This window comes from Actinoplanes utahensis (assembly GCF_016862455.1).
Classification (GTDB): domain Bacteria; phylum Actinomycetota; class Actinomycetes; order Mycobacteriales; family Micromonosporaceae; genus Actinoplanes; species Actinoplanes utahensis.
In genome coordinates, this window is record NZ_BOMZ01000116.1 from 1 (window position 1) to 19,453 (window position 19,453).

Here is a 19,453-nt window from a genome sequence, read left to right on the forward strand (position 1 = left end):
ATGAGAACCAGCCGGGGTGAACGCTAACCCCGTACACCCGGCCGGGGTTTGGGCTGGCACTTGGGGCAGCTGAAACTGGACCGGTTCATGAACTGCTCCCGGCGGATGATCGCCCCGCATCGGGAGCAGGGCTCGTTCTCCCGGCCGTAGGCGTTCAGCGACCGGTCGAAGTAGCCGCTCTCCCCGTTCACGTTGACGTAGAGCTCGTCGAAGCTGGTGCCACCGGCCACGATGGCTTCGCCGAGCACGTCGCGCACGTGACCGAGCAGGCGCTGCACGGCCGGGCCGGTGAGCTGGTCGGTGGGGCGGGTGCCGTGCAGTCCGGCCCGCCACAATGCCTCGTCGGCGTAGATGTTGCCGACCCCGGAGATCAGGGTCTGGTCCAGCAGGGCGCGTTTGACCTCGGTGTGCCGGCCGCGGATCCGGGCGGTGAACGCCGCGTCGTCGAAGAGCGGGTCCATCGGGTCACGGGCGATGTGCGAGATCTCGTCCGGCAGCTCGGCGCCACCCTCGGACACCGACAGGCCGCCGAAGGTGCGCTGGTCGACGAAGCGCAGTTGCGGCCCGCCGTCGGTGAAGGTGAACCGGATCCGCAGGTGTTTCTCGTCGGGGGCGTCGGCCGGCTGCATCAGCAGCTGGCCGCTCATCCCCAGGTGGCCGATGATCGCGTCGCCGGAGTCGAGCGGCAGCCACAGGTATTTGCCGCGGCGGGAGACGTCCAGGACGGTCCGGCCGGCGAGCACCGCGGAGAAGTGGGCGTCGCCGGGCAGGTGGCGGCGGATCGCGCGCGGGTGCAGCACCTCGGCGCCGGCGATGGTGCGGCCGGTCACCCACTTCGCCAGGCCCATGCGGACGGTCTCGACCTCGGGAAGCTCGGGCACTTCAGGGGTCCTTTACAGGGTGTATGGCCAGACGGTTACCAGGTAGGCGCCGTACCACAGACCGAACAGCGCCCAGGCGGTGATCGACAGGACCGCGACCCGGGGGCGGGCACGGGCCGCCGCCACGACGGCGGGCAGCAGCGTCAACAGTACGGGCAGCAGCAGCCGTGGCTTGGAGTGGTAGAAACCGGCCTGGCCGTAGACCAGGATCATCGCCACCACGCCGTAGACGACGAGCGGCGGCCAGTGCTTCTGCGTCAGCGCCACCCCGGCCGCGGCCAGAGCCACGAGCAGGATGAACGCGACGCTGAGCGGAATCCAGCCGTCCCCGGTGCGCAGGGTCTTCCCGAGGAACTCGACGGTGCTGCGGCCGTAGTCGAACGAGGTGCCCCACCCGGCGGTCTGGATCTTGAACCAGGCGCTCAGGTCACCGACTCGGTAGGCGACCCAGCCCAGGTAGAGCGGGACCCCGGCGAGCGCGGCCGCCGCCGCGGCCAGCGGCTTGATCTTGTGCTCCTCATCGCGCAGCGCCATCAGCGCGGCGACCGCGAGACCGAGCGCGGCGGCGGCGCCGGTCGGGCGGCTCAGCGCGGTGGCCAGGCCGAGCAGGCCGGCGGCCCACCACACCCGGCGGTGGGCGGCCACGAACATGCCGGCGACCAGAGCGATGAAGAGACTCTCCGAGTACGCCATGGACAGCACCACGGAAGCCGGGGCCGAGCAGCAGATCGCCACCAGCGCCCAGCCGGCCCGTTTGCCGTACAGCGACGAGCCGAGCAGGTGCAGGGCGACGCCGGCGCCGATCGAGGCGAGCCAGGCGACGGCGATCGCGGCCGTGCCCGGCTCGAGGCCGAGCGCCGCGCCGGCCCGGATCAGGATCGGGTAGGCGGGGAAGAAGGCGAGCTCGTTGCCTTCCAGGGCGCCCTGGGCGTCGTACGTGTAACCGTCCGGGTAGCCGTCCATGGCGACCCGCAGGAACCAGCCGCCGTCCCAGATCAGCAGCCGATCCCACACCGATTTCGGCTGCGCGGTGGCGCTCCCCAGCCAGGCGATCAGGAGGAGCTGGACCGCCCTGGTCAGAGCCAGGATGCCGACCGCGGTCAGGACACCGTCCCAGCTGCCCGCTCTCTCCCACAGACGTTCCTTCGTGGGTTGCTCCACGGTGGTGGTCATTGTTCTTCGGACTGCTCGGTCAGAGTCCGCCACGCGGCCGCGGCGGCCCGCTGCTCCGCCTGCTTCTTGCTGCGGCCCTCGGAGCCGCCGTACTTCTCCCCGGCCACCACGACCCAGGCGGTGAAGGTCTTCGCGTGATCCGGGCCGGAGTCCTCGATCTCGTAGTCCGGAACACCCAGCCCGAGTGCCGCGGTCAGCTCCTGGAGGCTGGTCTTCCAGTCCAGGGCCGCGCCCCGGCCGGCCGACTCGGCCATCAGCGGGTCGAACAGCCGGTGGATCACCTCGTCGGCGATCTCCAGGCCGTGCTCCAGGTAGATCGCGCCGAGCAGGGCCTCCAGGGTGTCGGCCAGGATGCTCGCCTTGTCCCGGCCACCGGTGGTCTCCTCGCCCTTGCCGAGCAGCAGGTGCGGGCCGAGCCCGGCCGGGCCCAGACCACGGGCCACGTCGGCCAGCGCGTGCATGTTCACCACGCTGGCCCGCAGCTTCGCCAGCTGGCCCTCCGGCAGGTCCGGGTGGTTGTGGAAGAGCGCGGAGGTGATGACCACGCCGAGCACCGAGTCGCCGAGGAACTCCAGGCGCTCGTTGGTCGGCAGGCCACCGTTCTCGTAGGCGTACGAGCGGTGGGTCAGGGCCCGTTCCAGCAGCTCCGGCTTGAACGGGACACCGAAGGCCTCCTCGAGCGGCTCGGTGGACGGACGACGGCGCTTGTCAATCATTGGCGATACCTCGCTGGGCTCTCAGCAGATCGGCGATCACCGCGACCGAGGCGCGGCGATGCAGGTCGGCCGCGAGCGCGATGCCCGCGGCGAGATCCGGGCCGGCCGCCGCACCATGGCAGACGACGACCGTGCCGGAAACCCCGAGCAGCAGCGCGGCTCGGGGCGGCAAGTCCTTCTCCGGGGCAGGTGGGCCGGTCAGCGCGTACGCCGTCTCCAGGCCCTTGAGCAGTACGTTTCCCGTGAAACCGTCGGTCACCACGACGTCGGCGGCTCGGCCGAGCACGACGTCGCCGCCCTCGACCAGTCCGGCGTAGCGGGCGCCGCCGGGCAGCGGCAGGTCGTAGAGCAGAGCGGGTAGCGTTCGGCGCAGGCGGTCACCCTTGCCGGGCTCGGTGCCGATGGTGAGCAGGCCCACACGCGGGGCGGGGATGCGGTGCACGACCGAGGCGTAGGCGGCCCCCAGGCGGGCGTGCCAGGCCAGGGTCTCCGCGTCGGAGTCGACGGCCGAACCCACGTCCAGCAGGATCACCCGGCCGGCGGCGGTGGGCAGCACGGCGGTGAGCGCGGGACGACGGACACCGGGCCAGCGGCCCAGCTCGCGGGCGGCGGAGACGACGGCGACCCGGGTGTCCCCGGCGGAGACGACGGCGTCGGCTCGGCCCTCGGCGACCAGGCGCATCGCACCGGGCACCGTGGCGGTGGGGGTGATCTCCGTGGTGACCCGGCGACGTTCGGCCGGTTTCAGGGCGGCGACCACCGCGTCGGCGGCTTCGGCCGGGCCGACGAGAGTCAGATGAAGGAACGGGTCTGCCCTGCAAGCGCGAAGAGCGCCGTCAACCACGACGGCGGGAGCCTGGTCCCCGCCGAGGAGGTCGACGGCGATCCTCGCGATGCCCGGCTCCCCGACAGTTCTCTGTCCGGGAGCCGTGGCACCGGTGGTTCGCCACCGCTCGGGCACGACCCGCCCGAAGATCGGGCGCGTCACGCGGCGACGTCAGACCTCGAGGACCTGACGGCCGTTGTAGGTGCCGCAGACACCACAGGCGGCGTGCGGCAGCTTCGGCGACTTGCACTGGGAGCAGGCCGCGGTAACCACCGCGGTCGCCTTCCAGTTGGCCCGGCGCGAGCGGGTGTTGCTGCGCGACATCTTGCGCTTGGGGACGGCCACGGTTCCTACTCCTCGTTTTGTGTCAGGTTGCGCAAAGCGGCCCAGCGAGCATCGATCTCCTCATGGCTGTGGTCAGCCGGGAGGTCGTCGAAGTGCACTCCACACTCGGAGCACAGTCCTGGGCAGTCCGGGCGGCAGAGCGGGGTGGTCGGCAGCGTCAGCACGACCGCATCCCGGACCGCCAGCTCCAGGTCTAGCAGGTCGCCCTGCATCCGCCCCACCTCGTCCTCCTCGGTGGTCTCCTCGGTGGTGCTGTCCGCATAGGCGAACAGCTCCGCGAGGGACACCTCGAACGACTTGTCGATCTCGTTGAGGCAACGCCCGCACTCGCCGTGGAGCGAGCCGCTGACGGTGCCGCTGATGTAGACCCCCTCCGACACCGACGTCATGCTCAGATCGAGCGTGAGGTCGGAACCCTCGGGAACCGAGATCATTTCCAGACCGAGGTCCGCCGGGGCCGGCACCACCCGTTTCAGGGCACGCGTCGCACCAGGCTGCCGTGGGAGCTTCGTCGTGTCGACGACCAGCGGCTTCCTGGGGTCAAGGTGGCTCTGCGGTGACTTGGGCATCGTGATTCCTCAGCCATGGGTAGGCCGACCGAAAACATTACCTGAGCTTGTAGGACGTCGTCGAATCGGGCGTACCTAGAACGGTAGGGGGCGCTCCGCGTCCTCACCCTGGAAGGTGCCGATCTCGCGGAGAGCGTGCATCTTGTCACGCCCGCGCTCGATCGAGGCCAGCGCCCGGGTCAGGAACTGCTCGAAGTTGGCCAGGGCGGTGTCGACGTAGTCGTCGACCTCCTCCCGGAGCCGCTGCGCCTCGGTCCGCGCCTCGGCGATGATCCGCGCGCCCTCGTGCTCCGCCGAGACGGTGATCTCATTGACCGAGACCAGACGGGCGTGCTCACTCTCACCCTCGCTGACGATCCGGTCCGCCTCACGACGGCCGGCCTCCACGATCCGGTCCCGCTCGTCCAGCACGGCGGCGGCCTTGCGCAGTTCGGAGGGAAGCTCGGCGCGCAGCTCCTCGAGACGCTCGACCATCTCGTGACGGTCGAACATGAAATTCGTCCGGGACATCGGCACCGATCGTGCGTCCTGAACCAGCTCGATGAGCTCGTCTATACGGTCGAGCGGATCCACCGGCGCCTCACTCCCGTCGACTAATTCTGCTTCAGCCGGCCCACCAGCCGGGCCAGCACATTGTCCGGCAGGTACGCCGAGGCGTCCCCACCCCACTTCACGACGTCCTTGACAAGGCTGGACGACAGGAACGAGTAAAGCGGATTCGTCGGCATGAACAGGGTCTCCACACCGGAGAGCCCGATGTTCATCTGCGCCATCTGCAACTCGTAGTCGAAGTCGCTCACCGCGCGGAGGCCCTTGACCACCACGGCCGCGCCCTGGTCACGGCAGAAGTCGACGAGCAGGCCGTGGAAGGAGGCGACGCGCACGTTCGGGTACTGGGCGGTCGCCTCGCCCAGCATCTCCAGGCGCTCCTCGATGGTGAACAGCCCGGACTTCGACTGGTTGATGAGGACTCCGATGATGACCTCGTCGAACAGCCGGCTGGCCCGTCCGACGATGTCGAGATGCCCGTTGGTGACCGGGTCGAAGGAGCCTGGACACACCGCTCGTCTCATGATCGGCGACCGTACCAAAGAGTGGTCTCCCCGTAACGCCGGGTACGGTCCCCGACCAGACCGTCCACCCAGCTCAGCGGCCCACTGCGCTTCGATCGCTCGAAAATCACCACGGCGTCCGGCGCCAGCCAACCGTTGGCCACCAGTTCCTCCTGCACGGTGTCGATCTCGTCGTCGCCGAGCGCATAGGGCGGATCGGCGAACACCACGTCGTACGGCCCCCCGGCGGGCGGGTCGCCCAGCACCTGGACCACCTTGCCGGTCACCAATCTGGCGGCCGCGCCGACCTTCAGGGCGACGATGTTGTCCCGGATCACCCGGGCGGCTTTCGCGTCCGCCTCGACGAGCAGCGCGTGCGCCGCGCCCCGGGAGAGCGCCTCCAGGCCGATGGCGCCGGATCCGGCGTACAGATCGGCGACCCGCGCCCCGGAGAGGTCGGTCATCGTTTCCAGTGAGCTGAAGAAGGCCTCGCGGACCCGGTCCGATGTGGGCCTGGTGTGCGCGCCGGCCGGGGCAGCGAGACGGCGCCCGCCGTGTGCGCCCGCGATAATCCTGGTCATCAGAGGCGACGCTACTTCACCACCCGCGTTCGCCCACGTGCGCGTGAACTTTTACCCCGAGATGAGAACTACGCGCGACGATACGCCTCCGTTCCGTAGAGCGAAGATCACAGATCGGCCACAAGAGCATTAGCGGCTGCTGAGACGTTTCTTTGACCATCCGAAGTGACTATCGTCGGGCGACGTTGCGGGTGCGTTCTATCGTCCGTTTCCGCGACCTACACCGGAAGGCGTCCGGCGGAGCCTCCGTCCACCTGCGAGTCTCCGCGTTCTTCCCGTGCAGCCACTTGATCCCCCCTTACACAGGAGTTGGCGTGAACGTGTCCAAGTCCCCGCTCAGCCGCGCGACGGCCCTCGTCGCCGGATCGCTGATCGGCATGGCCGGCGTCGTGGCGTTCGCCTCGCCCGCCCAGGCCCACCACAGCACCGTCGTCGGCACCGCCAACTGCGACACCGTTTCCGGCAAGTACGTCGTGGACTGGACCGTCAACGGCATCGGTAGCCCTCAGAAGCTGACGTTCCAGTTCACCAAGGTGGAACTGCTCCCGGCCGGAACCAAGTTCGAGGAGCCGGTGACGATCGTCGAGGGCAAGGACCTCGACAACGGCCGCTACACCGGCAAGCAGCTGGTGCCCGGTGACGCGAAGAGCGCCACCCTCACGGTCAAGGCGTGGTGGGGCGAGAACGCCGGCGACCAGTCGGACGTCTCCAAGACGGTCCCGCTCGGCGGCGACTGCAAGAAGCCCGAGACGCCCGCGGAGAACCCGAGCACCCCCGCCGAGCAGCCCAGCACCCCCGCGGAGCAGCCGAGCACCCCCGCGGAGCAGCCGAGCACCCCCGCCGAGCAGCCGAGCACCCCGACCGACGAGCCGTCGACCCCGGTGAGCATCCCCGAGGACGTTCCCGCGGAGCCGATCTTCAACGTCACCTGCGACACCATCGAGATCGGTGTCGACAACACCAAGAACACCACCCCGTTCAAGGTGGACTACGAGACCAGCAAGGGCGAGAAGCGCTCGCTGACCATCCCGGCCGGCAAGAAGGGCTCCGAGCTCTTCAGCGCCACCGAGGGCTTCTCGGTCAACGTGACCTTCACGGTCGAGTACAAGGGCAAGACCTACACCGAGTCCGGCACCATCCCGTTCGAGAAGCCCGCGGAGGGCTGTGACGACGGTGGCAACGGCGGCGGCCTGCCCGTCACCGGTGCGGCCGCGGGTGGCGTCGCCGGCGGCGCCGCGGTCCTGCTCGCCGTCGGCGCGGGCATGTTCTTCGTCGCCCGCCGCCGCAAGGTGAAGTTCACCGCCTGACAGCGGTTCAGAACCACAGAAAACCAGCAATGACCGGGGGCGCGTCGATCGAGTATCGGCGCGCCCCCGCCCATTCCCCCTTTCACGGAGAACAGATGAAGCACACCCCTCGCGTGCGTCGCGTCATGGCCGTTCTGGCCGGCGCGCTGCTGGGCCTGACGGCCCTCGCGAACCCCGCCGGCGCCACCCCCGCCGCGGAGAAGTCCTTCAGTCACACCTTCAAGGTCGAGAAGGGCGTTGCGGTGGCTACGGTCACCGCGCACAAGACACTCGACCGGCCCGTCGAGGTCACCCTGGTCTCCTACTTCGCGCCGAAGCCGAGCTACTCGGTTCCGCAGTACGTCTACCAGAGCAAGACCGCTGCCCTGTCGCAGAGCAACACCGTCATCGAGCTCAGCATCGAGGTGCCGGACTGCAACACGCAGGTCGACCTCTTCTTCGGCGGCCAGAAGGACGTCATCGACCCGCTGGACGGCAGCCGGCTCTACGGTGACAAGAAGCTCGGCGAGGACGGCTTCCCCGGCAACCTCTCCGAGGGCCCGCAGGGGTGGGACAACAGTGGCAACAAGGCCTGTGTGCAGCCTGCCGTGCAGGAGGTGCCCCAGTGCGACGGCGCCGTCGACATCCAGCTGAGCAACAACGGCAAGCTGAGCAAGTACGACGTCGAGTTCCGGGTCACCGCGACCGGCTTCGACAAGAAGGTCAAGGTCGCTGCCGGCAAGGGTGAGACCGTCACCGTTCCGGCCGGCGCCGGCACCATCACGGTGACCGCCCCCGGTTTGAAGGACTACACCTACACCTGGTCCCGCCCGGCGACCTGCGTGCCGTCGGCCGGTGGCGCCAACGACTGCAAGACCGTCACCATCACGGTCACCAACCCGAAGGGCAACAAGCCGGCCAAGGCCGACGTGACCTACGGTACGGAGACCAAGTCGGTCGTCGTCGCCCCGAACACCTCCGAGCTGGTCACCTTCCCGGCCGGCGAGCCGACCACGGCCACCGTCGCCTACCCGGAGATCACCGGCACCGAGCCGGAGACCGTGACGATCACCAAGTCGGAGTGCCCGGCCCCGACCACGCCGGCGACCACCACGCCGAGCACCACCACCCCGGCCACCACGGCGCCGACCACCGCCCCGGCGACCGAGACCCCAGGCGCGACCCCGTCGGAGACGGCCACCACCACCTCCGCCCCGGTCGACACCACCCCGGTCGCGGGCAACGACGACGACGGTGAGCTCCCGCTGACCGGCGCCGCCGCCGGTTCCATCGCGGGTGGCGCCGCGGTTCTGCTGCTCGCCGGTGTCGGCCTGTTCTTCATGGCCCGCCGCCGCAAGCTGAACTTCAAGGCCTGATCGCGGTAACGCAGTAACGGAAGGGCGCGCCGGACGGCGCGCCCTTTTGCGTCACCCCTTCTCCAGGTACTCCGCGCGGTCCTCGTCGACCAAGGCCGCCACCGAGGCCGCCAGCGCCGGATGCCGGGACAGATCCGGGTCGTCCCCGATCAGCTCGGACGCCTCCGCCCGCGCCTCCTTGATCAGCTTCTCGTCGCGCAGCAGCGACAGCAGCCGCAGATGCGAGTGCTTGCCGGACTGCGACGCGCCCAGCACGTCGCCCTCCCGGCGCTGTTCCAGGTCGATCTCGGACAGTTTGAACCCGTCGGTCGTGGAGGCCACCGCGTCCAGCCGCTCCCGCGCCGCCGAACCCTCCGCCGCCTCGGTGTGCAGCAGGCAGATGCCCGGCGCGGAACCCCGGCCCACCCGTCCGCGCAACTGGTGCAACTGGGACACCCCGAACCGGTCCGCGTCCAGGATCAGCATCACCGTCGAGTTCGGCACGTCCACGCCCACCTCGATGACCGTGGTCGCGACCAGCACGTCCAGATCACCGGCGGCGAACCGGCGCATCACCGCGTCCTTCTCCTCCGGCGGCAGCTTGCCGTGCAGCATGCCGATCCGCAGACCCTTCAGATATTCGTGCTCCAGCAGCGGCAGCACCTCGGTGACCGCCAGCGGGGGCCGCCGCTCCGGCTCGCCCTCCTTCGGCGGGGTCTCCTCGTCCTCCGGTCCCTCGCCGATCCGCGGGCACACCACGTACGCCTGGTGGCCGGCCTTGACCTCCTCCTTGATCCGCACCCAGGCGCGGTCCAGGTAGGCCGGCTTGTCCAGAGCCGGGATCACGTGCGAGGCGATCGGCGACCGGCCGCGCGGCAACTGCGACAACACCGACGTCTCCAGGTCGCCGTAGACGGTCATCGCCACCGTTCGCGGGATCGGCGTCGCCGTCATCACCAGCACGTGCGGTGGGCGGGCCGCTTTGGCCCGCAACGCGTCCCGCTGCTCCACCCCGAACCGGTGCTGCTCGTCCACGACGACCAGACCCAGATCCTTGAAGTCGACACCCTCGTACAGCAGGGCGTGCGTGCCCACCACGATGCCGGCGGTCCCGTCGGCGACCTTGGCCAGCGCCGCACGCCGGGCCTTCGCCCCCAGCGAACCGGTCACCAGGGTCAACTGGGTGCCCTCCGGGTCGCCGTCCAGTTCACCCGCCCGGCCCAGCGCACCCAACTGGGCGCTGATGCCACGGAAATGCTGGGTGGCCAGCACCTCGGTCGGCGCCAGCAGAGCGGCCTGCCCACCGGCGTCCACCACCTGCAACATCGCCCGCACCGAGACCAGCGTCTTCCCCGAACCCACCTCACCCTGCAACAGCCGGTGCATCGGATGCGGCCGGGCCAGGTCCGCCGCGATCTCCTCACCCACCTCGCGCTGCCCCTCGGTCAGCTCATAGGGCAGCGCGGCGTCGAACTTCACGAGCAACCCGGCCTCGGCGCGGGGACGGGCGGTGCCGGGCGCCGCGGCCGCTCTCGCCCGGCGTTGCACCAGCGTCAGCTGTACGGCGAAAGCCTCGTCCCATTTCAGCCGGTGCTTCGCCGAATAAAGGGCGGCGTCGGAACTCGGCCGGTGGATCTCCCGCAGGGCCGTGCCGATGCCGACCAGGTTCCGTTTCGCCCGCACCTCCGCCGGCATCGGATCCGCCGGCGGCTCGAACGTGTCGAGCAGCGTCCGCACACACTTCGCGATCGTCCACGTCGGCACCGCCTGCGCCGCCGGATAGACCGGGATCAGCGCGCCCGCGAACTCCTCGATCTCCGCCGCCGCGTCATCCTTCGACGCGTCCGCGCTGAGCAGCTGATAGGCCGGGCCGTTGAGCTGGCGCTTGCCCCGGAACTCGGTCACCTTGCCGGCGAACAGCCCCCACACACCCTTGCGCAGCTCCCGCTCCCGCCACGCCTGATTGAAGAACGTGCACGTCAACGTCGCACCCGAACCGTCACCGATGGTCACCTCGAGCATGTTGCCGCGGCGCTGGCGCATCGGCTTCACACTCATCCCCTGCACCTGGGCCAGCACGGTGACCTGCTCGTCCACCTGCAGGCTGCGCAGGTCGGTGTGCTCGCCCCGCTGGTCGTACCGCCGTGGGAAGTGATAGACCAGGTCACCGGCCGTGTGCAGGTCGAGGTGCTCGGCCAGGGCCTTGGCGGTCTTCGCCCCCAGCACCTTGGTCAACGGGGTGTCGGTCGTGGTCATTCGACTCCTGCCAGCAGGTGGTAATGGGGCTGTCCGCCCGCGAAGCACTGCAACTCGATGAACGGCCAGGTCCGGTGCACGTGACCGCGCAACTCCTCCTCGAAACCCGGCGGGGTATCCGCGCCCAGGACCAGGGTCACCAGCTCACCGCCGCCGCCCAGCATCCGGTCCAGCAGGCGGCGGCTCACCTCCGCCAGATCCTCGCCGATCACGTGCACCTCACCGTCGACCAGACCCAGCAGATCACCGGCACGGCACTGGCCGGCCACCGTCAGAGCGTCCCGCTGAGCGGTGCAGACCTCCCCCGACCGGCACGCGCCGGCAGCCTCGGCCATCGCGATCACGTCCTCGGCGAACGGGCGCTGACCGTCGCGCACCGCCAGCGCGGCCAGCGCCTGCACCGGAGACCGGGTCGGGACGACGCTCACCCGTACCCCCGTGGTCTCCGCCTCACGCGCCGCCGACACCGCCACCGCGTGGGTGTTGGCGTCGTTCGGCAGCAGCACCACCGAGGCGGCCCCGGTCGCGGCGACAGCGGCCAGCATCTCGGCGGTCGACGGGTTCCGGTCCACCACGACGGCGCCCTCCGCCTCGAACAGCGCCGTCAGGCCGTCGCCGGCAGCGACCACCACGGCGCCCCGGCGGTCACCTCCGGCACGCCGGTCCTCCAACGGGGTGACATTTATCCGGTACGGCTTACCGGCGGCGATGCCGGCCTCGATCGCCGGCCCGATCTCCGTGACATGGACGTGCACGTTCCACGTAGGTGGCTCCCCGTCCCCCGTCCCGACGATCACCAGCGAGTCGCCCAGCCCACCGAGCGTCTCCCGCAGCCGCCGAACAGCCACTTCCTCGGCATCGATCAGGAACTGCACCTCGTACCCGAAGCCGGCACAACCGTGCGGCTCCCCACCCGTACCCATCGCGCCCCCGCTCACCGGCTCACCCGCACCCGCGCCACCGCCCCAGGGCTCCTGCCCGGCCGGCGCGCACGGCTCGTCAGAGACACCCTCCCCGGCCGGCATGCCCGGGCTCGCGGGAGTGCCCTGCCCGGCCGGCGCCACGCCCTCAGGCCGGACACCCGGAGCCGCCAGGGCCTCGGGGGCGATGGGCTCGGACCCGACACCCGGGACCGCCATAACCTCGGTGGCGACCGGCTCGGGCCGGACACCGGGAACCGTCAGGGCGTCGTGGGCGGCTGGCTCGGGCCGGATGCCCGGAACCGCCGAGACCTCGGGCGTGACCGACTCGAGCCGGGTACCCGGAACCGCCGGGACCTCGGGCGTGACCGACTCGGGCCGGATGCCCGGAACCGCCGAGACCTCGGGCGTGACCGACTCGGGCCGGATGCCCGGAACCGCCGGGATGTCCGGGGAGCCGTCGGTGGCGATGGCGTCGACCAGTGCGTCCAGGAGGAGGCAGAGGCCGCGGCCGCCCGCGTCGACCACTCCGGCCTGAGCGAGGACGGGAAGCTGCTGAGGCGTACGCGCCAAGGCTTCGGAAGCGGCCCTCGCCGCCGCCCGGGCCACCGTGACCAGGTTGTCCGACTTGATCCGGCCGGCGCCCTCGGCGGCGGCCGCGACGACCGAGAGCACCGTGCCCTCCACCGGCCGGGCCACCGCCGCATAGGCCGCGTCGGTGGCCGTGCGCAACGCCCGCGCCAACTCGCTGCCCCGCACCGCCACCGCGCCGGCGAAGGTGTCCGCCATGCCCCGCAGGATCTGGGAGACGATCACGCCCGAATTGCCGCGCGCCCCGAGCAGCGCCCCACGGGCCATCCGCCGCATGACCCCGGCCAGCGCGCCTCTCTCCGCCGGCCCGGCGGCCTCCTGCGCGGCGGCCAACGCCTCGTGCGCGGCGGTCAGCGCCTCATGCGCGGCGGTGAGGGTGAGGACCAGATTCGTGCCGGTGTCACCGTCCGGCACCGGGTAGACGTTCAGCTCGTCGATCTCACGCTGATGTGCCCGAAGCGCCTCGAGCCCACCATCACACCAGCGGCGTACCGCGGCGGCATCGAGGGTCTCCAGCACGCGAAAATCGTACTTGCGACCTGTGACAATCGCTGGCCACGCACCCTGACCGGGGGCGATTGGCTGTCTGCCCAGGGGATCGGGTAACCTTGCCGGGTTGCCTGGGCGAGGCTCTTTCCCTGGGCGCCTTCAGTTTTCGTATCAAACCCAGGAGTATCCCGTGGCTAGCGTGTGCGACGTCTGTGGCAAGGGACCGGGCTTCGGCCACAACGTGTCCCACTCGCACCGGCGGACCAACCGCCGCTGGAACCCGAACATCCAGTCGGTGCGCACCCCGGCCGGTGGCGGGACCACCAAGAAGCTCAAGGTCTGCACCTCGTGCATCAAGGCCGGCAAGGTCGTCCGCGCCTGACCTGAGCCGCATTACCGGCTTTCCGAAGAGCCGCCGAACCTCCCAGGTCCGGCGGCTCTTCGCCGTTCCCGCTCGTCCTCCCGCACCGGTGACCGGCCAGACCCACCATCCCGCGCCTCATCACCGCTCCCATCCGGCATCGCAGGCCGGTCTCTGACCGAACCCACCATCCCGCGCCTCGTCGCCGCTCCCATCCGGTGGCCGGGTACACCCGCTATCCGGCAGCTCATCACCGTTCCCGCTCGGCATCGCGGGCCGATGGCCGACCAGACCCGCCATCCGAGCAGCTCATCGTCGTGATCGCTCCGCCCTACCGCCACGGAGTGCAGCGAATCCCGGAAGTGGAACTCTGGTGGAGCGGAGCCGGCCGCGTAAGGCGGTGATCCGCTGGTCCCCACCCGCGGTCACATCCGCTGGCGCTGTTCGACCGTGGCGCGCCGGCGATCCACAGCCACCCGAGGTTGTCCACAGGGAGCGCGATCGGCTCGCCGAGTGACGATCGGCTCACCAGGATTGCCGGTGTGCGAGCCGTAGACGACCCCCGACTGACGGATCTGCTCGCACGGCAGAGCGGGGTCGTGAGAAGGTCTCAGGCATTGCGGTACCTGACTGCCCCGATGGTGGAGCGCCGGCTGAGTTCCGGACGATGGCAGGTGGCCCACCGGGGCGTCTACGTCGCCCATTCCGGGCCGGTCGGGCGTCAGGCGTACCGATGGGTGGCCGTCCTCAGCACCGGCGCCGGCCGGATTGCGATCCTCGGTGGGCTCTCCGCACTCGAGACTCTCGGTTTTCGGGGTTTCCGCACCGACCGGATCGATGTGCTGGTGCCGGCGAGAATGACCCCCGCAAGTCTGCCGACCGGCGTCCGCGTCCATCGCACCACGATCCTTCCCAGCCGGGACGTTCACTGGCAGGGGCGCCCACCCGGCACCATGCCGGCCCGATCACTCATCGATGCGGCCCAGTGGTCCTCCTCCGACAGGCAGGCATGGGCGGTCATCGCGGCCGGATTCCAGCAACGGCTCGTCTGCGCGGACGACATCCGGCCCGTTCTGGCCAGACTGCCGAGGGCCCGTCGCCATGCCCTGATCGCGGAGGCGATCACCTGGTCGGCCGGTGGCGTTCACTCCTCGGCGGAGGCCGACTTCCTCCGCCTCTGCCGGCGGGCCGGGCTTCCCGAGCCCCGACTCCAGGTAGTCCGCCGAGATTCCCGTGGCCGGCAGAATTATCTGGACGCCTACTTCGAGGGTCACGGCCTGCACATCGAAATCGACGGCGGCCAGCACACCGATGTCCGGCAGTGGTGGGCGGACATGCGCCGCCAGAACGAACTGTGGATCCCCGGCGACCGCGTCCTGCGCTTCCCCGCGTGGGCGCTACGACACCATCCCGCCGACATTCTCACCCAACTACGAGCCGCCCTCGCCCATCCCCAACGCTCTTGACGCCGCCTGACCACTCGACCGCTCGGCGGACCGATTTGCTCACCATCCCACTCGGCGCGATCTTGAACGATTTCCCAGCGATTCCGACGGACTATCGACCAAGATCACCGCACGGTGAGCCGCGCGAATCGCAAGGCCCGCAAGACGTAAGCCGCGCGAACCGCGAAACGCGAGGCGCAAGGCGCAAGGCGGGCAAGGCGCAAGCCGCGAGGCAGGCGAGGCCCGCAAGGCGGGCAAGGCGCAAGCCGCAAGGCGTAGCCGCACGAACTGAGCAAGGCGCGGGCCGCGAAGCGCAAAGCCCGCGAACCGCGCAAGACCCGCGAGACGCGAGGCTCGAGACGCGCGCGAGGCCCGTGGCGTGCAGACGCGAGGCCCGAGGCCCGAGGCGGACGTAAGACGGCCACAGGTACGGATCTTGGACGATTCTCCGGCGAATCCGGTGGGAAATCGTTCAAGATCGCGATTTGTGGACCGCGCACAGCGGAGGCGTGCGCGGGCGGCACCTGGACGAAGACTCTCCGCGAAGTCCGGGAATGCGGGGTCAGAGGGCTTTGGCGTAGGAGAGGACGCTGTCGTGGCCGGCGTAGTAACCGAAGTCGGGGATGCGGTGGTAGCCGGCGGATTCGTAGAGGGCGACGGCCTCAGGCTGCTGGTCGCCGGTTTCCAGGATCACGCGTTTGCAGCCGGCGGCAGCGGCGGACTCCTCGATGGCGGCCAGCATCCGGCGGGCCACTCCGCGGCCACGGGCGGCTTTGGTGGTGAACATGCGCTTCAGTTCGGCGTCGTCGCCGTGGCGGCGCCAGCCCGCGCTGGCGATCAGTTCATCGCCGAGGGCCGCGACCAGGAAGGCGCCGTTCGGCGGGGTGAAGTCGGCCGCGCTGATCGGGGTGTCGTCGCCGGTGCCGCCGTACCGCTCGGAGAGGTCCTGCAGATTCTCGGCGACGAGCAGCTGGACGGCGGGTTCGTCGAAACCCACCGACTTGATCTTGATGTCCTGCACCGGGCCAGCCTAGCCATCGCCTCGGATACTCAGCCAGCGCGGCAAAGCCCTCACCACGACGACCGGATGAGCAGGACGGCCGGGGTGCAGACCAGCTCGACCGAGACCAGCCGGAGAACCGGCTGTCCGCGGCGAGACACGGAGACCAAATCGGCTGAGCCGAAGCAACGAGCCGCCTGAACGAGCTGCCTGAACGAGCTGCCTGAACGGGCCGGGATTTGCGCCGGACAGGCGGCAATGCCAGCCAAGGCAACCCAAGACACCGGGGCTGGACCGGCCAAGACGCCGGAACAGAGCCGGCCGGAGCGCCGGGACCGGGTCGGCCAAGGCGGAGCGACGAAACCGCGCCGGCCAAGAGCGAGCTGGCGGGACCAGGCCGACCGAGGCAAAGCGACGGAACCGCGCCCGCCAAGGCAAGACGACGAAACCGGGCCGGCCAAGGCGAAGCGACGGGACCGGGACCGCGCCGGCCAAGGCGAAGCGACGGGACCGGGACCGGGATCGGGCGGGCAGGTGGGGTGGAGGGTCAGCGGAAGTGGTCCCAGCCGAGGCCGCCGGTCCAGGGTTTGCGGTCGACGGTGACGCCGGAGCCGTCGTGGACGGAGCCGATCACGCGCCACTCCGGCGGCAGGTCCACCCCGGGCGGGAAGGTCGCCGCCAGCGGGTGGTCGTCGCCGCCGGCCAGCAGCCACAGATAAGGGTCGATGCCGAGGGCTTTCGCCGTGTCCCGCATCTGGACGGGCAGGTCGAACGCGTCACTGCGGATGTCGATGCCGACGACGCTGGCCGCCGCGATGTGCCCGAGGTCCTGGAGCAGGCCGTCGGACACGTCGATCATCGAGGTGGCGCCGAGGCGGGCGGCCGCGGGTCCGGCCGAGTACGGGACGGCCGGCCGCCGGTACGCCTCGACGAGCAGTTTGGGCGTACGGAAACCTCGGGAGAGAACCGTGAGTCCCGCCGCGGCGTGACCGATTCGCCCACATAGGGCCAGGACGTCTCCGGGTTGTGCGCCGTCGCGGCGGACCGGTGCCGCGCCGCGCAGGTCGCCGAGGGCGGTGACGGCGATGGTGAGGGTGGGGCTGGAGGAGGTGTCGCCGCCGACGACGGTGGCGCCGACCAGGGCGGATTCGGCGGTGAGGCCGTCGGCGAGGCCTTCGGCCCAGGCGATGTCGAGTCCGGTGGGTATGCAGAGGGCGACGAGCAGGGCGGTCGGTACGGCGCCCATGGCGGCGATGTCGGCGAGGTTGGCGGCGGCGGCGCGGTGGCCGATGTCTTCGGGGCCGCACCAGTCGCGGCGGAAGTGCCGTCCTTCGACGAGGACGTCGGTGGAGGCGACGACTCGCCGGTCGGGGGCGCTGATGATGGCGGCGTCGTCGCCGGGGCCGAGCAGGGTGGCTTCTCCTGACCCGAGCCGGGCGACGATCCGGCTGATCAAGCCGAACTCACCGGCCTCTGCGATGCTCACGTCTAAGTCCTTCGATGGTGGCGACCCGCTGCCGGATCGCTTCGTACGGTAGTTTCACCACCGGGGATCACCGACGGTGGCGGATAGGAGTCGATCGTGGTCCAGGCATACATCCTCATTCAAACCGAGGTCGGTAAGGCCCGTGACGTGGCCGCCGCGATCGAGAAGATTCCCGGCGTGGTCCGGGTGGACGCGGTGACCGGGCCGTATGACGTGGTCGTGCTGACGGAGGCGCACACGGTCGACGAGCTGGGCACTCTGATTGTGAGCAAGGTCCAGTACGTTCCGGGCATCACGCGGACGCTCACATGCTCCGTGGTAAACCTCTGACATGGTGGACACCGACATCCCGACGATCGACCGGACCAAGCGCGTTGCCGCCCTGTGGGCGACGGCGGTGGCCGTCCCCGTGACGATCCTCGTGGGCGTCATCGCTTTCTTCACCATTCAACCGGAAAAAAACGACAAATCGCCCCATAAGCCAATCCCTGACACGCCCGTGGTCATGGACGCGCCCCAGCTGGACGAGAAGTCGGCCCGGGCCTGCCTGGCCGTCACCTCCCAGCTACCGGACAAGATCCGTGATCTGCCCGCCCGGCCGGTGAGCGCCGGCCCCGAGCAGAACGCCGCCTACGGCGAACCGCCGGTCACGGTGGCGTGCGGCGTCCCGCAGCCGGAGACCTGCAAGGTTCCCGGCGACACGACGCCCGGCTGTGTCCCGATGGACACCGAGCTGCTCGTGATGAACAAGGTCTGCTGGTACGCCGCGTCCGCCGACGGGACGGACACCTTCACCACGATGGACCGCGAGGTCCCGGTGCGGGTGTCCGTGCCGTCGTCGTTCACGAGTTCCGCCCAGTGGGCCAACGAGTTCTCCGACACGGTGGTCGCGACGGTCAAGTCGAAGGACCCGGCGACCACGCCGTACGGCTGCAAGTGAAGATCAGTGCAGTCCGGTGCCGCGGTGCAGCGCGGTCCGGATCAGCCGGTCCACCACTTTCGGGTATTCCAGGCCGGTGGCCGCCCACATCTGCGGGAACATCGAGGTCGGCGTCATCCCCGGCATCGTGTTGATCTCGTTGAGGAAGATCTCCCCGGCCGCGGTGACGAAGAAGTCGACCCGGGCCAGGCCGGCGCAGTCGAGCGCGGTGAAGGTGCGGAGCGCGTACTCCCGCACCTGCCGGGCGAGAGTGTCCGGCACACCCGCCGGGATCGTGTAGCGGCTGCCGACCAGGTACTTCGTCTCGAAGTCGTACCAGTCCGCGTCGTCCACGTGGATCTCGGCCAGCATCGACGCCTCGGGCGCACCGCCGGACTCACCCTCCAGCACGCCGCACTCGATCTCCCGCCCCACGATGGCGGCCTCGACCAGCACCTTCGGGTCGATCTCCCGGGCGGTGGCGATGGCCGCGTCGAGGTCGGCCCAGTCGCTGACCTTGGTGATGCCGGTGGACGAGCCGGCCCGTGACGGCTTCACGAAGACCGGCAGGCCGAGCCGCTCCTTGTCCGCTTCGGACAGCGACGTGCCGGCGCGGAGCACCGCGTACGGCCCGACCGGGATGCCCTCGGCGGCGGCCAGCTTCTTGGTGAACTCCTTGTCCATGGCCGCGGCCGACGCGAACACGTTGGCGCCCACGTACGGGATACCGGCCATCTCCAGCATGCCCTGGATGGTGCCGTCCTCGCCGTAGGCGCCGTGCAGCACCGGGAACACCACGTCCACACCGGCCAGTTCGGAGACGCCTTCGGCCGCGTCCCGGACGATCAGCCCGGTCGCCGTCGGGTCGGCCGCCAGCACCAGAGCGTCACCGGACGCGGCGGTGATCTCGGGCAGCTTCCGGTCGTTGATCGACAGCTGGGAGGCGTCACCCGAGGCGAGTACCCAGCGACCCTCACGGGTGATTCCGACCGGCACCACCTCGTACTGATCGGGGTCCAGGGCACCCAGGATCGCACCGGCGCTGACGCAGGAAATGGCGTGCTCAGTGCTGCGACCGCCGAACACGATCGCGACGCGGGTCTTGCGGGGGGACGTCACTCTTCTCTGCGCCTTCCAGCTAGCGGGCATGCCGGGGGTGACCCTACTCTGCGTAAGCCAACTATGGGATTCCCGGCAGCGTC

20 protein-coding genes are annotated in these 19,453 nt (G+C 70.1%); 6 read left to right on the top strand and 14 right to left on the bottom strand.

The genetic code is table 11. The annotated features are described in order from the left end of the window. Positions 1-23 precede the first annotated feature (23 nt). The 9 genes from mutM to rsmD form a co-directional block, all read right to left on the bottom strand. Positions 24-881 carry a bifunctional DNA-formamidopyrimidine glycosylase/DNA-(apurinic or apyrimidinic site) lyase gene (mutM, locus tag Aut01nite_RS41105; protein ID WP_043527501.1) on the bottom strand — a complete coding sequence of 286 codons (858 nt, stop codon included), beginning with the start codon at positions 879-881 and terminating at the stop codon, positions 24-26. A gap of 12 nt (positions 882-893) precedes the next feature. Then, complete coding sequence (locus Aut01nite_RS41110; protein WP_043527499.1) at positions 894-2,054, bottom strand: glycosyltransferase family protein; 1,161 nt, start codon at positions 2,052-2,054, stop codon at positions 894-896. Next, positions 2,051-2,770, bottom strand: coding sequence for a ribonuclease III (gene rnc, locus Aut01nite_RS41115; RefSeq protein WP_043527497.1), 720 nt, complete (start codon positions 2,768-2,770; stop codon positions 2,051-2,053). The genes Aut01nite_RS41110 and rnc overlap by 4 nt, the downstream gene beginning before the upstream one ends. Then, a complete protein-coding gene (locus Aut01nite_RS41120; RefSeq protein WP_052164007.1) occupies positions 2,763-3,731 on the bottom strand; it encodes a fatty acid synthesis plsX protein in 969 nt (322 codons plus the stop codon). The genes rnc and Aut01nite_RS41120 overlap by 8 nt, the downstream gene beginning before the upstream one ends. Positions 3,732-3,767: 36 nt before the next feature. Beyond that, the gene (rpmF, locus tag Aut01nite_RS41125) at positions 3,768-3,941 is read right to left on the bottom strand and encodes a 50S ribosomal protein L32 (RefSeq protein WP_043527495.1); all 174 of its coding nucleotides are present in this window, start codon (positions 3,939-3,941) and stop codon (positions 3,768-3,770) included. A gap of 5 nt (positions 3,942-3,946) precedes the next feature. Further along, the gene (locus Aut01nite_RS41130; protein WP_043527493.1) at positions 3,947-4,510 is read right to left on the bottom strand and encodes a YceD family protein; all 564 of its coding nucleotides are present in this window, start codon (positions 4,508-4,510) and stop codon (positions 3,947-3,949) included. 75 nt (positions 4,511-4,585) lie between these two features. Then, entirely contained in the window at positions 4,586-5,083 is a 498-nt protein-coding gene (locus Aut01nite_RS41135) for an SPFH domain-containing protein (protein ID WP_043527491.1), read from the bottom strand. A gap of 20 nt (positions 5,084-5,103) precedes the next feature. Beyond that, the gene (gene coaD, locus Aut01nite_RS41140) at positions 5,104-5,583 is read right to left on the bottom strand and encodes a pantetheine-phosphate adenylyltransferase (RefSeq protein ID WP_043527490.1); all 480 of its coding nucleotides are present in this window, start codon (positions 5,581-5,583) and stop codon (positions 5,104-5,106) included. Then, a complete protein-coding gene (rsmD, locus tag Aut01nite_RS41145) occupies positions 5,580-6,143 on the bottom strand; it encodes a 16S rRNA (guanine(966)-N(2))-methyltransferase RsmD (protein ID WP_043527488.1) in 564 nt (187 codons plus the stop codon). Before rsmD ends, coaD begins: the two co-directional genes overlap by 4 nt. Positions 6,144-6,457: 314 nt before the next feature. On the opposite strand from rsmD, the gene Aut01nite_RS41150 reads away from it, so the two are divergent. Together Aut01nite_RS41150 and Aut01nite_RS44100 are read left to right on the top strand one after the other, a co-directional pair. Beyond that, positions 6,458-7,450, top strand: a complete 993-nt coding sequence (locus Aut01nite_RS41150) for a prolipoprotein diacylglyceryl transferase (RefSeq protein WP_043527486.1) — start codon at positions 6,458-6,460, stop codon at positions 7,448-7,450. Between the two features lie 95 nt (positions 7,451-7,545). Next, positions 7,546-8,805: an LPXTG cell wall anchor domain-containing protein gene (locus Aut01nite_RS44100; RefSeq protein WP_236642847.1), complete on the top strand. Its 1,260-nt coding sequence runs from the start codon at positions 7,546-7,548 to the stop codon at positions 8,803-8,805. Between the two features lie 51 nt (positions 8,806-8,856). On the opposite strand, the gene recG is transcribed toward Aut01nite_RS44100, so the two are convergent. Further along, entirely contained in the window at positions 8,857-11,040 is a 2,184-nt protein-coding gene (recG, locus tag Aut01nite_RS41160; RefSeq protein WP_043527484.1) for an ATP-dependent DNA helicase RecG, read from the bottom strand. After that, positions 11,037-13,070: a DAK2 domain-containing protein gene (locus Aut01nite_RS44105; protein WP_043527482.1), complete on the bottom strand. Its 2,034-nt coding sequence runs from the start codon at positions 13,068-13,070 to the stop codon at positions 11,037-11,039. The genes recG and Aut01nite_RS44105 overlap by 4 nt, the downstream gene beginning before the upstream one ends. 160 nt (positions 13,071-13,230) lie before the next feature. Between Aut01nite_RS44105 and rpmB the strand changes: the two genes are divergently transcribed. Both rpmB and Aut01nite_RS41180 read left to right on the top strand, forming a co-directional pair. Beyond that, positions 13,231-13,422, top strand: a complete 192-nt coding sequence (gene rpmB / locus Aut01nite_RS41175; protein ID WP_026207002.1) for a 50S ribosomal protein L28 — start codon at positions 13,231-13,233, stop codon at positions 13,420-13,422. Positions 13,423-14,018: 596 nt separating this feature from the next. After that, positions 14,019-14,867, top strand: coding sequence for a putative endonuclease domain-containing protein (locus Aut01nite_RS41180; RefSeq protein WP_236642845.1), 849 nt, complete (start codon positions 14,019-14,021; stop codon positions 14,865-14,867). A gap of 541 nt (positions 14,868-15,408) precedes the next feature. On the opposite strand, the gene Aut01nite_RS41185 is transcribed toward Aut01nite_RS41180, so the two are convergent. Together Aut01nite_RS41185 and Aut01nite_RS41190 are read right to left on the bottom strand one after the other, a co-directional pair. Further along, a complete protein-coding gene (locus Aut01nite_RS41185; RefSeq protein ID WP_043527476.1) occupies positions 15,409-15,867 on the bottom strand; it encodes a GNAT family N-acetyltransferase in 459 nt (152 codons plus the stop codon). 526 nt (positions 15,868-16,393) lie between these two features. Further along, a complete protein-coding gene (locus Aut01nite_RS41190; RefSeq protein ID WP_043527475.1) occupies positions 16,394-17,332 on the bottom strand; it encodes a thiamine-phosphate kinase in 939 nt (312 codons plus the stop codon). Between the two features lie 96 nt (positions 17,333-17,428). Here Aut01nite_RS41190 and Aut01nite_RS41195 point away from each other — a divergent pair, with 96 nt between their 5' ends. Then, complete coding sequence (locus Aut01nite_RS41195; protein ID WP_043527473.1) at positions 17,429-17,662, top strand: Lrp/AsnC family transcriptional regulator; 234 nt, start codon at positions 17,429-17,431, stop codon at positions 17,660-17,662. Between the two features lies 1 nt (position 17,663). After that, on the top strand, positions 17,664-18,272 hold the full coding sequence (locus Aut01nite_RS41200; protein ID WP_043527471.1) for a DUF3515 domain-containing protein: 609 nt from the start codon (positions 17,664-17,666) through the stop codon (positions 18,270-18,272). Between the two features lie 3 nt (positions 18,273-18,275). Here Aut01nite_RS41200 and Aut01nite_RS41205 read toward each other — a convergent pair whose 3' ends face one another. Next, positions 18,276-19,370: a D-alanine--D-alanine ligase family protein gene (locus Aut01nite_RS41205; protein ID WP_043527469.1), complete on the bottom strand. Its 1,095-nt coding sequence runs from the start codon at positions 19,368-19,370 to the stop codon at positions 18,276-18,278. Positions 19,371-19,453: the final 83 nt, after the last annotated feature.

Coding starts and splice junctions, on each gene's coding strand:
- coaD (WP_043527490.1), bottom strand. CDS start 5,583: ATGAGACGAGCGGTGTGTCCAGGCTCCTTCGACCCGGTCACCAACGGG.
- Aut01nite_RS41200 (WP_043527471.1), top strand. CDS start 17,664: ATGGTGGACACCGACATCCCGACGATCGACCGGACCAAGCGCGTTGCC.
- rnc (WP_043527497.1), bottom strand. CDS start 2,770: ATGATTGACAAGCGCCGTCGTCCGTCCACCGAGCCGCTCGAGGAGGCC.
- recG (WP_043527484.1), bottom strand. CDS start 11,040: ATGACCACGACCGACACCCCGTTGACCAAGGTGCTGGGGGCGAAGACC.
- Aut01nite_RS41130 (WP_043527493.1), bottom strand. CDS start 4,510: ATGCCCAAGTCACCGCAGAGCCACCTTGACCCCAGGAAGCCGCTGGTC.
- Aut01nite_RS41110 (WP_043527499.1), bottom strand. CDS start 2,054: ATGACCACCACCGTGGAGCAACCCACGAAGGAACGTCTGTGGGAGAGA.
- Aut01nite_RS44100 (WP_236642847.1), top strand. CDS start 7,546: ATGAAGCACACCCCTCGCGTGCGTCGCGTCATGGCCGTTCTGGCCGGC.
- rsmD (WP_043527488.1), bottom strand. CDS start 6,143: ATGACCAGGATTATCGCGGGCGCACACGGCGGGCGCCGTCTCGCTGCC.